This window comes from Streptomyces sp. NPDC002176 (assembly GCF_044903645.1).
Lineage (GTDB): Bacteria > Actinomycetota > Actinomycetes > Streptomycetales > Streptomycetaceae > Streptomyces.
The window spans coordinates 1,120,479-1,135,127 of record NZ_JBJDQW010000003.1 but is presented as its reverse complement, the minus strand read 5'-3'; the positions used below and the strand labels follow the sequence as shown (position 1 = coordinate 1,135,127).

The following is a 14,649-nucleotide window of genomic DNA, read 5'->3' as shown; positions in this document are numbered from 1 at the left end:
GATCGAGGGCGGCGGTCCTCCCCGGTCCGCCGCCACCGACTTCTTCGAGAGGACCGGTCCCCCCATGGACGCGCTCTACACCGCCGTCGCCACCGCCACCCACGGCCGCGAGGGCCGCGCCGTCTCCTCCGACGGCCGCATCGACCTCCCGCTCGCCATGCCCGCGGAGCTGGGCGGCGACGGCCAGGGCAGCAACCCCGAGCAGCTCTTCGCCGCCGGTTACGCCGCCTGCTTCGGCAGCGCCCTCGGCCTGGTCGGCCGCCAGGCCAAGGTGGACGTCTCCGACGCCGCCGTCACCGCCGAGGTCGGCATCGGCAAGCAGGGCGAGGGCTTCGGCCTCAAGGTGACGCTCCGCGTCGAGCTGCCCGACACGGTGGACGAGGAGACCGGCCGCAAGCTGGTCGAGACCGCCCACCAGGTCTGCCCGTACTCCAACGCCACCCGCGGCAACATCGAGGTCACCCTCGTCGTCGAGTGACCCGGCCCCTCACGAGGACCGGGTGAGCTGATCGGCTCCCACGGCCGGGCCGGGGATGCGCGCCGCACCGGTGGCGGGCATCGCCTCGCCGAGCAGCAGGGTGCGCACCACCCGCTCGGCGGCCCGGCCGTCCTCGAACTCGCAGAACCGCGCCCGGAAGTCGGCCCGCAGCGCCGCCGACTCCCGGTCCCGCCACGCCCCGGACTCGAACAGCCGCGTCAACTCGCCCTGTGAGTAGGTGACATGGCCCGGCGGTCGGGCGGTGATGTCGATATAGGCGCCCCGGCTCGCCCGGAAGGTGTCCCAGTCGTCGGCGTGGACCACGATCGGGCGGTCCAGGACGGCGTAGTCGAACATGATCGACGAGTAGTCCGTGACCAGCGCGTCCGAGGCGAGCAGCACCTCCGCCGCGTCCGGCTCGTCCGTCGCGTCGACCACCACCCCGCGCCGGGCCAGCTCCGCCAGCCCCGCCCCGCGCGCCGGGCCGTTCGCCAGCGACGGGTGCAGCCGCACCACCAGCGTGTGCCCCTCGCCGAGGTCCGCCGCGAACGCCGCCAGGTCGATCCGGTCCACATGGCCGCCCCGAACGTAGTCACGCCGGGTCGGGGCGTACAGCACCACCGTGTGGTCCTCGGGGATGCCGTGCCCGCGGCGGAACTCCCGGCCCCGCGAGGTACCCGCGCCCACCAGGACGTCGTTGCGCGGGCTGCCGGTGCGGACCGAGGTGAAGTGGCAGGGGAAGGCCCGCTCCCACACCAGCTCCGCGTGCCGGTTGGCGACCAGGCCGTAGTCCCAGCGGTCCGCCCGGCGCAGCATCCGGGGCACGTCGAAACCGAGCCGGGCACCGGGCTTGTCCAGCAGATCGGCGCCCAGGTGCTTCAACGGGGTGCCCTGATGGGTCTGGATGTGCGTGACACCGGGCCGCTTGACCAGCGCGCCGGGCCAGTTGACGTCGTTCACGAAGTACGAGGCCCGCGCGGTGACCTCCAGATAGCGCCGCGAGCCCAGCAGCACGTGCTCGGTGCCCGGAGGCAGGGTCGCGGCCGTCTCCTCGTCCCGCACCACCCACACCCCGCGCAGCCGGGGCGCGATCAGCTCGGCCGCCCGGTACACGGCCGCCGGGTCGCCGAGCATGCCCCGGTGCGAGGACGCCGAGTACACCACCAGGTCCGGGTCGAGCGGGCGGCGCGACTGCACCGCCGACCAGCCGCGCCGGGCCCGGGTCCCGGCCGCCGTCCGCAGCCGTGCCGCGCGCCGTCCGGCCTCCCGGCCCGCCTGCGCGGCCCGGCGCCGCAGCAGGTACGCCCCGTAGCCGCCCTCCAGTACGCGGGTCTCGCCCTCGGCGCGGGTGCCCTCCGGCCGGTGGGTGCGGAACATCTCCGCCGTGCGCCGGAAGAACTCGGCCTTGTCACCCGGCGGCAGCCGGTCCGGCTTGGCCAGGATGTCCAGGCAGTGCTCGCCCATCTTGCGGTGCAGATACGGCCGCCACCGCCACAGCTCCGGGTTCCGCTCGACGAACGCGAAGACCCGCTCGTACTGCTCGTGCACGTCGAAGTGCTTACGGCTGGTGGTGGAGAGGATGTTGCCCTGCCTGCGCTGGCGGTAGTGCAGACAGATCCGGTCCAGGGTGGCGATCCGCCCGGCGCTCAGCATCACCGGGAACGTCCACGGGGTGTCCTCGTAGTAGCCCGGCGGGAACGCGAAGCCGTGTTCCGTCACGAAGTCGCGGCGGTAGACCTTGTTCCACACCACCATCAGCAGATCGAGGATCTCCGGCCGCTCGGCCGCCGTGAAGGTGCCGTCCTCGGCCGCCAGGACATGGGCGAGGACGTTGCGGCGGGTGCCGCCCCACCAGTAGGTGCGGGCGTAGTCGAAGACCAGCACGTCCGGGTCCTCCGCCTCCGCCAGCCGGTCGGCGACGGCGGCGAGCGCGCCCGGGGTCAGGGTGTCGTCGCTGTCGAGGAAGAACAGGTAGTCGCCGGTGGCGTGCGGCATCCCGGCGTTGCGGGCCCGGCCGAGCCCGACGTTCTCCGGCAGGTGCAGCACCTTCACGCGGGGGTCGCGGGCGGCGTACTCGTCGAGGATCGCGCCGCAGCCGTCCGGTGAGCGGTCGTCCACGGCGATCACCTCCAGGTCGCCGAAGGACTGCCCGAGCACCGAGTCCAGGCACTCGCGCAGGAAGCCCTGCACCTTGAAGCAGGGGACGATGACACTGAAGCGGGGCACGGCGGATCAGCTCCTCACGAGGGACGCGGCGGCGGGGGCGGGCACACGCTCCGCGAGCGGCACCACCGGCGGCAGCGCCTCGGGCGGCTCACCGAGCAGCACCCGGCGCACGACCCGCTCGGCCGCGCGCCCGTCGTCGAACTCGCAGAACCGCTCCCGGAACACGGCCCGGCGCGCGGCGGACTCCGCGCCCCGGTACTCGCCCTCGCGGAACACCCGCGCCAGCTCCTCGGGCGTACGGGCCACCGGGCCCGGTGCCTCGGCCATCAGGTCGAAGTACACGCCCCGCGTCTCGCGGTAGACCTCCCAGTCGTCCGCGAACACCACGATCGGGCGGTCCAGGTTGGCGTAGTCGAACATGATCGAGGAGTAGTCCGTGATCAGCGCGTCCGCCGCCAGGCACACGTCCTCGGCCGAGCGGTGCGCGGTGACGTCGATGATCCGGTCCGAACTGCGGGCGGTGCCCTGGTCGTAGAAGTAGTGGGCGCGCAGCAGCACCACCACGTCGTCCCCGGCCGCCGCGCAGAACGCGGCCAGATCCAGGCCGGGTTCGAAGCCGGTGGCGTGGTCCCGGTGGGTGGGCGCGTACAGCACCGCCGTGGCTCCCTCGGGGACGCCCAGCTCGCAGCGGACGCGGGCCACGTCGTCGGCGGTCGCCGTCGCGTACACGTCGTTGCGCGGGTAGCCGTACTCCAACTGCTCGTAGGAGCCGGGGAAGGCGCGCTCCCACATCTGGGTGGAGTGCCGGTTGGAGGACAGGTTGAAGTCCCAGCGGTCCACCCGGCTCAGCAGCTTGGCGAAGCTGCCCGACCGCGCGGCCACCACCGGGTACGTCGACTGGTCCACACCCATCTTCTTCAGCGGGGTGCCGTGCTGGGTCTGCAGATGCGTGCTGCCGGGCCGCTTGACGACGCCCTCGGCGAAGTTGGCGTTGTTGATCAGGTACGTGGCGCGGGCCAGCACCTCCCAGTACCGGTGCGAACCGATCACCGCGTACTCCACGCCGTCCGGGACCGTGTGCGCCTGGTCGGCCTCCACCAGGAACACCGAGCGGATGTGCGGGGCGAGTTCGCGGGCCTTCGCGTGGATCGCGGCCGGGTTGCAGGCGTACCCCCGGCCCCAATAGGCGCAGTACACCGCCAGGTTGGGGTCGAGCGGACGGCGCAGCGCGCGGGCGTAGCGCAGCCGGGTGCGCAGCATGCGCGGCTTCGGCAGCCTGCGCAGTACCCCGGCGGCCACCCGGTTGACCCCGCGCAGCGCGCGGAACGGGGTGTACGCGCCCGCCGCCAGCAGCCGGTGCTGCACGCCGAGGCTGCCGCCGGGCGCCCGGTGTCCGGCCGGGCGGTGCCTGCGGTACAGCCGTCCGGCGCGGCGGAAGAACGCCCGGCGGCCCTCGGTGAGCCGCTCGGGGCGGGACGCGGTCTTCAGGACCTGGGTGAAGAGCTGCTCGAACAGGGCTCCGGCCCGCTCCACGGGGAGCGCGGACTCGGCGGCCCGGCGCAGCACCCGGTCCACCTGGTCCAGCAGGTCGCGCTGGTGCGGTCCCGGCGCGTTCAGCCTGCTGCCCTGGCGGCGGGCCCGGTGCCGGACGACCGCCCGGCGCAGCACCGCGATCCGCCCGGCGGCGACCGTGACCAGACCGCCCCAGCCGAGGTCGGTGAAGTGACCTTCGGGGAAGGTGAGTTCGTGCTCGGTGAGGAAGGTGCGCCGGTAGCACGCGCTCCAGGCCGGGAGCTGGACACCGGTGAGCCAGGGGGCCGCGCCGGGCGCGAAGGCGCCACCCGGGGCCTTCGCCAGCAGCGGGGCGGCCGGGTTGGCGGGCTCGCCCTCCCACCAGGGGACGCGCTCGTACTCGGCGTACAGCACGTCGACGCCCGCGGTCCCGGTCAGCCGCTCGTCCAGCGCGGCCAGCGCGCCGGGCAGCAGCAGGTCGTCGCCGTCCAGGAACAGCACGTACCCGCCGCGCGCGGCCCGCAGCCCGGCGTTGCGCGCCCCGCTCGGTCCGGCCGACGGCGGTGAGTTCACCGGGCGCACCCGCCGGTCGCGCTCGGCGTATCCGGCGGCCACGGCGGCGGCCGGGACGTCGGGGGAGTCGCAGACCGGGATCAGTTCCAGGTCGCCGAAGGACTGGGCGAGGACCGAGTCCAGGGCCTGCGACAGCCGACCCGGGACCCCGTGGGAGGGGACGATGATGCTGAAGCGGGGCATGCTGTTCTTTCTGTCGTCTTGCGGGCGCGGCCCGGCCGCCCGGCGGGACGCCAGGTGGACGGCCGGGTCGGCGTGGGCCGCGTCGTGCCGAGGGGCATGGAGACTCCCGGAAGGTCCAACGGTGTTCAGCGGTCCCCGGTGACGGGGAGCGGGCCGGAAGGTTGCGGCACGGCCGCGAGCGGCGCCCGGACCGGGGCCTCGGCGGCCGGTCGAGCCCGTCCGCGCGCGCCGGGCGGCACCGAATGCTGCCCCAGCACCACATGCCGGACGACGCGCTCACCCGCGTCGCCGTCGTCGTACGGGCAGAAGCGGTCGCGGAACGCGGCCCGCAGCCGGGCGGAGCGCACCCCGCGCCAGTGACCGGAGGCGAACACGTCCGCGACCTCCTCCTCGGTGCGGGCGAGCGGGCCGGGCGGGCAGGCGAGCAGGTCGACGTAGGCGCCCCGGACCGTGCGGAAGACGTCCCAGTCGGCGGTGTGCACCACCACCGGGCGGTCCAGCCCCGCGTAGTCGAACAGCAGCGGCGAGAAGTCGGTGAGCAGCGCGTCCGAGGCCAGGCACAGGGACGGCAGGTCGGGATGCGCGGAGACGTCGACCAGCCGGGTCCCCGCCCCCGCCACCGGCTCGCCGAGCGGGGCCCGGGTCAGCAGGGTGAACCGGGGTCCGAGCAGGCCGAGCAGTCGTCCGGGGTCCAGCGGCGGGGTCTGGGTGCGCCGGTGGTCGCGGCGCGCGGGCACGTACAGCACGGCGACCGCCCCCTCCGGCACACCCAGCGACGCGCGCAGCCGGGCCACGTCGGCCGGGGTGGCGCGCTGGAGGCTGTCGTTGCGCGGGCTGCCGTACTCCAGCGTGGTGTAGTCGCCGGGGTGGACCCGCTCCCAGACGAGGGTGGAGTGCCGGTTGCCGGAGAGCACGTAGTCCCACTGGTCGACCTCGCGCAGCTGCCCGGCGAAGTCGGTGTCGCGGGCCAGCGCCGGGCGGTCCTGGAGGTCGAGGCCGGTGTGGCCGAGCGGGGTGCCGTGCCGGGTCTGCACGAAGACCTGGCCGGGGCGCTTGACCAGGCCGGGCCCGAAACCGGCGTTGTGCACCAGGTACTTGGAGCGGGCCAGCGCGGTGAAGTGGGCGGCGGTGCCGGGGCGGCCGAGCCAGGCGGTGCGGATGTGCGGGGCGTGCGCGTGGAACGCGGCCTCCAGGGCGCTCGGGTCGCAGCCGTGGTCGGGGGCCGGGTCGGCGGCGAAGAGGGCGCGGTCGGTACGCAGGGGGAGGAGCCGCTGCACCCGGTAGTGCAGGCGCAGCAGGGCCGCCCGCAGCCGCTGGGTCCCGCGTCCGGCCGAGGCACGTGCGTGGCGGCGGAGGGCGGCCGCCAGGCGCAGGGTGCGGAAGGTGCGGTGCAGGCCGTGCCGGACCAGGGCGCGGCGCAGGCCGGGCGGTACCGGGGTGCCGGGGGCGCGGTGGCGGCGGCAGTGGTCGCGGGCCCGGCGCAGGAACGCGGGGTGGCTGCCGCGCGGGAGACGGTCCCGCCGGGTGGCGATCGTGGTGAGGTGGTCGAGCATGCGGGCGTACAACTCCGGCCGCCAGCGCTCCAGTTCGGGTCTGGCGGCGAGGTAGGCGAAGACCCGGTCGTACTGGTCGAACACGTCGAAGTGGCGGGGGCTGGTGGTGCGCAGGATGCTGCCCCGGCGGCGCTGGCGGTAGTGCACGCAGACCCGGTCCAGGGTGGCGATCGACCCGGCGGTCATCAGCACCGGGAAGGTCCAGGGGGTGTCCTCGTAGTAGCCCGGCGGGAAGGTGAAGCCCTCGCGGGTGACGAACTCCCTGCGGTACGCCTTGTTCCACGCCACCATCAGCACCCGCAGCAGCCCCGGCCGGCCGGCCAGGGTGAAGGGGGCCGGGCCGTCCTCGGTGAGCCGGTCCGCGAGCCGGTTGCGCAGGGTGGTGCCGTCCCAGTGGGTGCGGGCGTAGTCGAAGACCAGGACGTCCGGCTCACCGGTGCGCGCGATACGGTCCGCGACGGCGCGCAGGGCGTGCGGGGTGAGGGTGTCGTCGCCGTCGAGGAAGAGCAGGTAGTCGCCGCTCGCCTCTTCGGCACCGGCGTTGCGGGCCCTGCCGAGCCCGGCGTTCTCCGGAAGGTGCACGGCCCGTACGCGGGGGTCGCGGGCCGCGTACTCGTCGATGATCGCGCCGCAGCCGTCCGGCGAGCGGTCGTCCACCGCGATCAGCTCGAGGTCCGGGTACGACTGCGAGAGCACCGAGTCCAGGCACTCGGCGAGGTACGCCTGCACCTCGTACGCGGGGACGATGACGCTGAACCTGGGCAAGGCACATCCATGGGTCGGTCGGCACGGGCCTTCTGCCCGGCAACGGCCGTCCGGCGGACTTGGTTACGGCTCCTACGGCATACGGGGGACGCCCGGGGGAACCGTCCCGCTTCCCCCGGGCAACACCTGTGCAGTAACGGCTACTTGACCGCTCCCGCCATCACCCCGGACACGAACTGCCGCTGGAAGGCGAAGAACACCGCCAGCGGGATCACCATCGACAGGAAGGCGCCGGGCGCGAGCACGTCGATGTTGTTGCCGAACTGCCGTACCTGCGTCTGGAGGGCCACCGTGACCGGCTGGGAGCCGGACTTGGTGAACACCAGCGCCACCAGCATGTCGTTCCACACCCACAGGAACTGGAAGATGCCGAGGCTCGCGATGGCGGGCGCGCCGAGCGGCATCACCACCCGTGCGAACAGGCGGAGTTCGCCCGCACCGTCCAGCCGGGCCGCCTCCAGCAGCTCGCGCGGGATCTCCGCGAAGAAGTTCCGCAGCAGGAACACCGCGAACGGCAGCCCGAACCCGATGTGGAACAGCACCACGCCCAGGATCGAGCCGAACAGCCCGATCTCGCCGAAGAGTTCCGCGATCGGGATCAGCGCCACCTGCACCGGCACCACCAGCAGCGCGACCACGCCGAGGAACCACCAGTCGCGGCCGGGGAACTCCATCCACGCGAACGCGTAGGCCGCCAGCGAGCCGATCACCACCACGCCGAGCGTCGCCGGGACCGTGATCAGCACGGTGTTGACCAGCGAGTGGGTGATGTCGCCGTTCTCCAGCAGCTTGCCGTAGCTCTCGAAGGTGAGCTTGGACGGCTCGGTGAACACCGTCCACCAGCCGCTCGCGTTCATGTCCTCCGGGGAGCGCAGCGAGGAGATCAGCAGCCCGATCGTCGGCACCAGCCAGAACAGGCCCACCACGACCAGGACGAAGCGGACCAGTCCGCCGCCGAGGCCCTCCACCAGCCGGGCGCCCAGCGAGCGCCTGCCCCGCACCGTGCCCTCGGCGGGCAGCTCGCGCACCCGTCCCGCGCTCTCGGTGTGCGTGCTCATCGCCCGCCCTCCCGCCGCAGCCTGCGGATGTTGAACAGCATCACCGGGATCACCAGCAGCAGCAGGAACACCGCGATGGCGCTGGCCACCCCGGGCCGCCCCTCGGAGAAGCCCTTGCGGTACAGCTCCAGCGCCAGCACGTTCGCGTCGTCCTGGGACGAGCCCGGCGCGATGATGTAGACGAGGTCGAACACCTTCAGCACGTTGATCATCAGCGTGACGGCGACGACCGCGAGCACCGGCGCGAGCAGCGGCACGGTCACCTTGCGGAACACCTGCCACTCAGTGGCACCGTCCACCCGCGCCTGCTCCAGCAGCTCCCTCGGCACCCCGGCGAGCCCCGCCGCGATCAGCACCATGGCGAAGCCCGCCCACATCCAGACGTAGGAGCCGATGATCGCCGGGGTGACCAGGGCCGGGCCGAGCCAGTCGACGCCGTTGTACGCCTCCTTGAAGTTGGCCGCCGGGAGCCTGAGTTGAGCCCCGTCGGCGGAGGCGGGGAGGGTGAAGGTGCCGTCCCCGGCCGCCTTCGCCGAGGCCACCACCTTGCCGTCCTTCACGGCCTCGATCCGCATCCCGGCGTACCCGCGCTCGGACGAGTCCGGGGCGCCGAGCTTTCCGACGCCCTTGCCGCGGGTGAAGTCCTGCCAGACCGTGCCGGTGACCTTCCCCGGCTCCGGCCGGGCGGTGACGGCCCGCTTCGCGTCGTCCGGGAACTGGTCCGGAGCCACGCCGACCATCGGCAGCGCGACCGGGGTGCCCGCCTTCACCGGGTCCTTGGTGACGAACCCACCGCCCTGGCCCACCAGCGGCGACTCGCGGCCGGGGTGCGCCTTGGGGAACGCCGACGCCTGGGCGAAGGAGTCGTGCACCCCGACCCACACCGCGTTGGCGACCCCCTTGTCCGGGTCCTGGTCGTACACCAGCCGGAAGATGATCCCGGCGGCCAGCATCGAGATCGCCATCGGCATGAAGACGACCAGCTTGAACGCCGTTCCCCAGCGCACCCGTTCGGTCAGCACCGCGAAGACCAGGCCCAGCGCGGTGGAGACCGTGGGCGCGAACACCACCCAGATCACGTTGTTCTTGAGCGCGGTGCGGATGCCGTCGTCGGTGAACAGCGCCTGGTAGTTGTCGAATCCGGCGAAGTGGTCGCCCGAGGAGTCGTAGAGACTGCGGACGACCGAGTACCCGATCGGGTAGAGCACGAGCGCGCCGAGCAGCACCAGGGCGGGCAGCAGGAACAGCGCCGCCACCGTCTTGCGGGTCCCGGTCACGCTCCTGCGGCTCTTCGGCGCGGCCGGGCCCCCGGGGGCGCCGGCCGCCGCTGCCGATGCCATGACCGGATCAGCCCCCGTTCCCGTACGCGGCCGCCGCGTCCTTCTCCAGCCTCGCCTGGGTGCCCGCGACGTCCTTCGGGTTCTTCAGGAAGTCCTGGAGGTCCTTCCACTCGCCCTTGCCGGGCGTGCCGCCGAACGCCTGCGGCGCCTGGTCGGACATGTCGAACCGGAAGTCGTCGCCGGACGCGATCAGCGCCTTGGCGATGGTGCGCTGGGTGTCGTTCGGGTACGCCGAGAGCGGCACGTTCTTGTTCGGCGAGAGATAGCCGCCGAGCTTCGCCTGGACCGTCGCCGCGTCCGGGGAGGCCAGGAAGGTCGCGAGCGCCTGGGCGCCCTTGGAGTCCTTCAGGATCACCGCCGCGTCACCGCCGGAGACCACCGGCGCGGTCGAGCCGACCGACGGGAACGGGAACACCTTGGCGTCCGCGCCCACCTTCGCCTTGGTCTCACCGATGTTGACCTGCGCGAAGTCGCCCTCGTAGACCATCGCGGCCTTCGGCTGGTCGCCGCCGGTGAAGGTCTGCGTCACCGAGGCCGGGAACTCGGTCTGCAGCGCGCCGTCCGGGCCGCCCGCCACATAGTCCTTCTTGCCCCAGACCTGGGCGAGCGTGGTGAGCGCCTGCTTCACCGAGGGGTCGGTCCACTTGATCTCGTGCTTGGCGAGCTGGTCGTACTTCTCCGGGCCCGCCTGGGAGAGATAGACGTTCTCGAACCAGTCGGTCAGCGTCCAGCCGTCCGCGCCGCCCACCGAGAAGGGGGTGACCCCGGAGTCGTACACCGCCTGCGCGGCGGTCAGCAGCTCGGCCCAGGTCTTGGGCTCCTTGGCGCCCGCGTTCTCCAGGACCGGTGCGTTGTACCAGATCAGCGACTTGTTGGCGGCCTTGTAGTAGACGCCGTACGGCTTGCCGTCGACCTTGCCGATGTCCTGCCAGCCCGCCGAGTAGTTCTTCTGCAGCTCCTTCACGGCGTCCGGGCCGAGCGGCTTGGCCCACTTCTTCTCGACCGCCTGCTTGATGGCGCCCGGCTGCGGCAGCAGCGCCACGTCCGGCGGCTGCCCGCCCGCGATCTTCGAGCCGAGGAAGTTGATGATCGGGTCCTGGGCGGGCACGAACGTCACCTTCGCGCCCGTGCGCTTCTCGAACTCCGCCAGCACCTTCTTGAAGTTGGCCTGCTCGGTGCCGGTCCAGACGGCGGCGACCTCGAGTTCCGTGCCGTTCAGCTTCGGCAGGGTCACCGTGGAGCCGGTGGCACCACCACCGCCCTCGTCGGCGTCCTTCTTCCCGTCACCGCCGGAGCAGGCGGTGAGCGTCAGGGCCCCCGCCAGCAGCGCGGCGAGGGCGGCGCCCGTCCGGTGCCCTCGGATGGTGTCGCTCGGCTTGCGCATCACTTCCCCGTTCGTCGTTCTCCGTTGAACGCCTGAACTCTGCTTGTGCGCTCCGGTGTACGCCGGGCCGCCCCGCCGCGGCAAGAGCACCCGCACGGTCCGGCCACGCATTGTGACCGGCTCGTGATCATCGAGGTATGCGCGCCGGGCACGGGGAATTCCGGCGGCCAACGATCAGAGCAGGGAGGGCACCTGACCGGCCGACACCTGGCGGGCCGCCCGCTCCACCGCGCTCGCCAGCAGGGCCAGGTCGGTGGGGCCGTTGCCCAGCTCGCGCACCGGGCGCCGGGTGGGGGGATCGCCCATCCGCTGCCAGTCCAGCGGCAGCACGGTCGGCCGCTGGGTCGCGGTGCGCGGGATACGGCCCGTCACCCGGCCGCCCTGCACCCCGGTGACCCGACCGTCCGGGTACGCCAACACGCCACGCCCCGGCGCCGGTTCGCCCTCCGCGCCTCGCTCGGCCGGGCTCGCCCCGCGTCCGCCCGACGGCGCGTCCAACGTCACCCGCAGCGTGGCCCGCCGCGCGGGCTCCGTCTCCGCCGTACGGCCGCCCGCGCCGGACGCGGCCACCAGGTGCACGCCGAGCCGCTCGCCCTCGCGGGCCACCGCCTCCAGCGCCCGGACGACCGACCCGGCGGCGGGCCTGCCCGGCGAACCCAGCGCCGGGGAGACCAGCGCGTCCAGGTCGTCGACGACCACCACCAGCCGGGGCAGCGGCGGCGCCGCCTCGGTGTGCTGCCGGGCGGCGCCGGGCCGCAGCCGCAGCGTGGCGCTGGGCGGCGTCTCCAGGTCGCCGTTGCCCGTGCCGCGCCCGCCGGTGCCGCGCTGGGCGACCATCCGGCCGGACACCTCGTGCGCGGTGTGCCAGTGCGCGAAGTCGGTCAGCCCGACCAGCTCCGTCCGCCGCTTCAGCTCCGCGCTCAGCGACTGCGCGAACTCCCGCATCCGCACCGGGTCGTTGGCGATCAGATGGGTGGTCACATGCGGGATGTCGGTACACGAGCGCAGCCCCTCGCCGACCCCGGCCGCCGTGCCGACGCCGTCCCGGCCGTCGATCAGCACCATGCCGAGCCGGTCCGGGCGCTCGGCGGCGGCCAGCGACGCCACCACCGCCCGCAGCAGCTCCGTACGGCCGCTGCCGGGCGGCCCCTCGACCAGCAGATGCGGGCCGTCGGCCACCAGGTCGGCGGTGACCGGGCCACGCGGACCGGCGCCCAGCACCGCGCGGGCCCGGCCGCCCAACGACTCCGTGTCGTCGGCCGCGTCCGCCCAGCGGGCCATCAGCGAGGCCGGGGTGGCGCGGGCCAGCCCGAGTTCGTCCAGCAGCCGGGCCGACAGCGGCAGCGGCACCGCGACGCGCGCGTGCCGGTCGTCGTCCGGGGCGTCCGGGCGCAGCGGGGCCAGCGCCCGCGCGAACCGCTCCGCCCAGGCCGCCGACACCGCGTCCACGGCGGCGAGGGTGCCCGGACCCACCGGGCCGGTCGGCGCCACCCGCATCAGCCGCAGCGCGGTGGCCACGTCCCCGCTGAGCAGCGCCACCGCGCCGCACTCGCGGAAGGTGGGGGTCACGGCGCAGGCCGCCTCGTACGTCTCCATCAGCGGCGAGGCGGGGGAGGCGGGCGCGGTCTCGGCCAGGCACACCACGTGCACCCCGGCCCGCGGCCCGCTCACCGCCAGCCGCGCCACGTCCTCCCGCAGCGCCGAGCCGCCGGGGTCGCCGTCCACCACGACCACCGTGTACGGCCCCGGATGCCCGTCCGGGCCGGGCCGGAAGGACGCGGGGTCGGCGTGCGACTCGACGCGGCGCAGCAGCTCGCCGGTACGGGCCGCCGCCTGTTCGCGGTCGTAGGCCAGCAGCAGCCTGCAGTCCTGGCCGTGGCCCGGCCGGACGTGCGGCAGCCAGCCCAGCCAGGACCACTCGGCGGTGCGCTCCTCCACCGAGCGGGCGCGGTCCGCGCTGATCAGCACGATCTCCAGCAGGTCCGGCGAGTGCAGTGCGGCGAGCTGTGCCAGCACCGCGCGGGCCAGCCCGGCGAGCCGGGGGCGCGGACCGGCCAGGCCCAGGGCGCCCGCCTCGCGCAGCGCGGCCGTCACCGGCACGGCGGGGAGCGCCGAGCCGTCGGGCGCGGTCCGGTCGGCGGTGCCGAGCCGCACCGCCAGCGCCTCGTGGTGTCCCGGACCCCGCTCCCAGAGCCGGGGGCCCGGACCGAGCGCCGTCAGCAGCAGCGCGGCCGGGTCCGGCCAGGTCTCCGGGCGCCGGAACGCCTCGGGGAGTGCGGCGGGGGCCGCCTCGGCGTACGGCGCCTCGTCGGCGGGGAGGTGCTCGTCCCGGCCGCCGGTCAGCTTGCGGGCCCAGGCGCCGAGGCCCCGGCGCCTGGGCATCTCGGTGCCCCGGAGGGGGGTGCCCTTACGGGTGGGGGAGTCCAGCTCGTCGGGGTGGTGGCCTGCGTGGGTGTCGTACTCCCGGTATCCGCCGGTGAGGTGGTCCGGGGCCCGGCTCTCGATCCGGGGCGCCCGGCCCTGCTCGGGCACGGCGGCCCGCTCCATCCGTTCCGTGCCGACCCGGTCGGCCGTGCCGTACACGTGGCTGGTCGGGCCGTCCGGCGAGGCCGCGTCGGGGGCGGTGTCCGGGGTCTCCCAGGGGCAGGCGTCCGGGGCGTCCCCGAGGGGCACCCGGACACAGCCCTCCCCGTCCGGCACCGTGCGCACCCGCGCCCCCGGGCCCCCTGACGGGGTCACCCTGAGCGCGGATTCACCCAGGCGCAGCAGACCGCCCGCCGGAAAGCGCAGCGGACGGTCGGTGACCCGGGCGCCGTCCAGCGTGGTGCCGTTGGTGGAGTCCAGGTCGGTCACCGAGACCCGGCCCTCGGCGGTGACGTTGACCGCGCAGTGCAGCCGGGACACGTCCGGGTCGTCCAGGGGGACGTCGGCGTCGGCGGAGCGGCCCACCGTTATCCGGCCGCCGTGCAGCAGATGGACCCCGCCCGCGTCCGGGCCCGCGACCACATGGAGCTGGGTCGGGGCGTCGTCCAGCTCGGGATGCGGCTCCGGGGCCGCGGGGGCGCCCAGCGAGAGCACCGCGCCGTCGACCAGCGGGGGTTCGCCGAGGGTGTGGCGGCGTGGGTCCAGGCGGTCCGTGCCCGCGTACAGGACCACGGGGGCGCCGCAGTCCCGGCCCGCCCCGCTCTCCCCGGTGACCGCCGAGGCCAGCGCGGGCGCCACCGACGCCAGCTCGGTACCCGTGGGCGCCGTGACCAGCACGTCGCGCGTCGCGGCGCCGCCCCGCCTCGGGGACGCGCCCAGCGGATCTACGACGGTCAGCCGGATCTGCATCGCCGTCAGCGGTCCCTTCTGCCCGGCCGCGGAGGTCCCCCACTCCGCACGGGCACGTAGGCCAGTACTGCAGGCATCCTCGCACCTGTCGCGGCCCTCCCGCCCGCGTCCCGGTACGAAGTGATCTTGATTGGTCAGCTCTGCCCCCAAAAGTGCCTGACCAGTAACGCGGCGGCGATCACTTGAGATCGGTCACGTACCGGAACCGGCAACCGGTGGACCCGAGGTGAGCGTCTTTCCACCGAACACGGACCCCGGGCCGCGCGTAGTACTCAGGGGGCGGCTCCGGGACAGGCCACTACAG

At 74.2% G+C, this 14,649-nt stretch carries 8 protein-coding genes; 1 reads left to right on the top strand and 7 read right to left on the bottom strand.

Annotation, left to right across the window (positions count from 1 at the left end; translation table 11 throughout):
- The first annotated feature begins 64 nt into the window (after window positions 1-64).
- Window positions 65-478, top strand: coding sequence for an organic hydroperoxide resistance protein (locus ACI2LY_RS19020; protein ID WP_404708114.1), 414 nt, complete (start codon window positions 65-67; stop codon window positions 476-478).
- A 9-nt stretch (window positions 479-487) separates the two neighbouring features.
- On the opposite strand, the gene ACI2LY_RS19015 is transcribed toward ACI2LY_RS19020, so the two are convergent.
- From ACI2LY_RS19015 to ACI2LY_RS18985, 7 genes are all read right to left on the bottom strand, one after another.
- Complete coding sequence (locus tag ACI2LY_RS19015) at window positions 488-2,704, bottom strand: CDP-glycerol glycerophosphotransferase family protein (protein WP_404708113.1); 2,217 nt, start codon at window positions 2,702-2,704, stop codon at window positions 488-490.
- A 6-nt stretch (window positions 2,705-2,710) separates the two neighbouring features.
- Window positions 2,711-4,912, bottom strand: a complete 2,202-nt coding sequence (locus ACI2LY_RS19010; protein WP_404708112.1) for a CDP-glycerol glycerophosphotransferase family protein — start codon at window positions 4,910-4,912, stop codon at window positions 2,711-2,713.
- A gap of 125 nt (window positions 4,913-5,037) precedes the next feature.
- The gene (locus ACI2LY_RS19005; RefSeq protein ID WP_404708111.1) at window positions 5,038-7,230 is read right to left on the bottom strand and encodes a CDP-glycerol glycerophosphotransferase family protein; all 2,193 of its coding nucleotides are present in this window, start codon (window positions 7,228-7,230) and stop codon (window positions 5,038-5,040) included.
- 140 nt (window positions 7,231-7,370) lie between these two features.
- On the bottom strand, window positions 7,371-8,288 hold the full coding sequence (locus tag ACI2LY_RS19000) for a carbohydrate ABC transporter permease (RefSeq protein WP_393913787.1): 918 nt from the start codon (window positions 8,286-8,288) through the stop codon (window positions 7,371-7,373).
- The gene (locus ACI2LY_RS18995; RefSeq protein WP_404708110.1) at window positions 8,285-9,628 is read right to left on the bottom strand and encodes a carbohydrate ABC transporter permease; all 1,344 of its coding nucleotides are present in this window, start codon (window positions 9,626-9,628) and stop codon (window positions 8,285-8,287) included. Before ACI2LY_RS18995 ends, ACI2LY_RS19000 begins: the two co-directional genes overlap by 4 nt.
- Window positions 9,629-9,635: 7 nt before the next feature.
- Window positions 9,636-11,012 carry an ABC transporter substrate-binding protein gene (locus tag ACI2LY_RS18990; protein WP_401446256.1) on the bottom strand — a complete coding sequence of 459 codons (1,377 nt, stop codon included), beginning with the start codon at window positions 11,010-11,012 and terminating at the stop codon, window positions 9,636-9,638.
- 174 nt (window positions 11,013-11,186) lie between these two features.
- Window positions 11,187-14,345 carry an FHA domain-containing protein gene (locus tag ACI2LY_RS18985; RefSeq protein ID WP_404708109.1) on the bottom strand — a complete coding sequence of 1,053 codons (3,159 nt, stop codon included), beginning with the start codon at window positions 14,343-14,345 and terminating at the stop codon, window positions 11,187-11,189.
- Between the last annotated feature and the right edge of the window lie 304 nt (window positions 14,346-14,649).

What these genes read in the sequence shown, in the direction of transcription:
- ACI2LY_RS19020 (WP_404708114.1), top strand. Translation starts at nt 65, where the DNA reads ATGGACGCGCTCTACACCGCCGTCGCCACCGCCACCCACGGCCGCGAG.
- ACI2LY_RS19010 (WP_404708112.1), bottom strand. Translation starts at nt 4,912, where the DNA reads ATGCCCCGCTTCAGCATCATCGTCCCCTCCCACGGGGTCCCGGGTCGG.
- ACI2LY_RS19000 (WP_393913787.1), bottom strand. Translation starts at nt 8,288, where the DNA reads ATGAGCACGCACACCGAGAGCGCGGGACGGGTGCGCGAGCTGCCCGCC.
- ACI2LY_RS18995 (WP_404708110.1), bottom strand. Translation starts at nt 9,628, where the DNA reads ATGGCATCGGCAGCGGCGGCCGGCGCCCCCGGGGGCCCGGCCGCGCCG.
- ACI2LY_RS18990 (WP_401446256.1), bottom strand. Translation starts at nt 11,012, where the DNA reads ATGCGCAAGCCGAGCGACACCATCCGAGGGCACCGGACGGGCGCCGCC.
- ACI2LY_RS18985 (WP_404708109.1), bottom strand. Translation starts at nt 14,345, where the DNA reads ATGCAGATCCGGCTGACCGTCGTAGATCCGCTGGGCGCGTCCCCGAGG.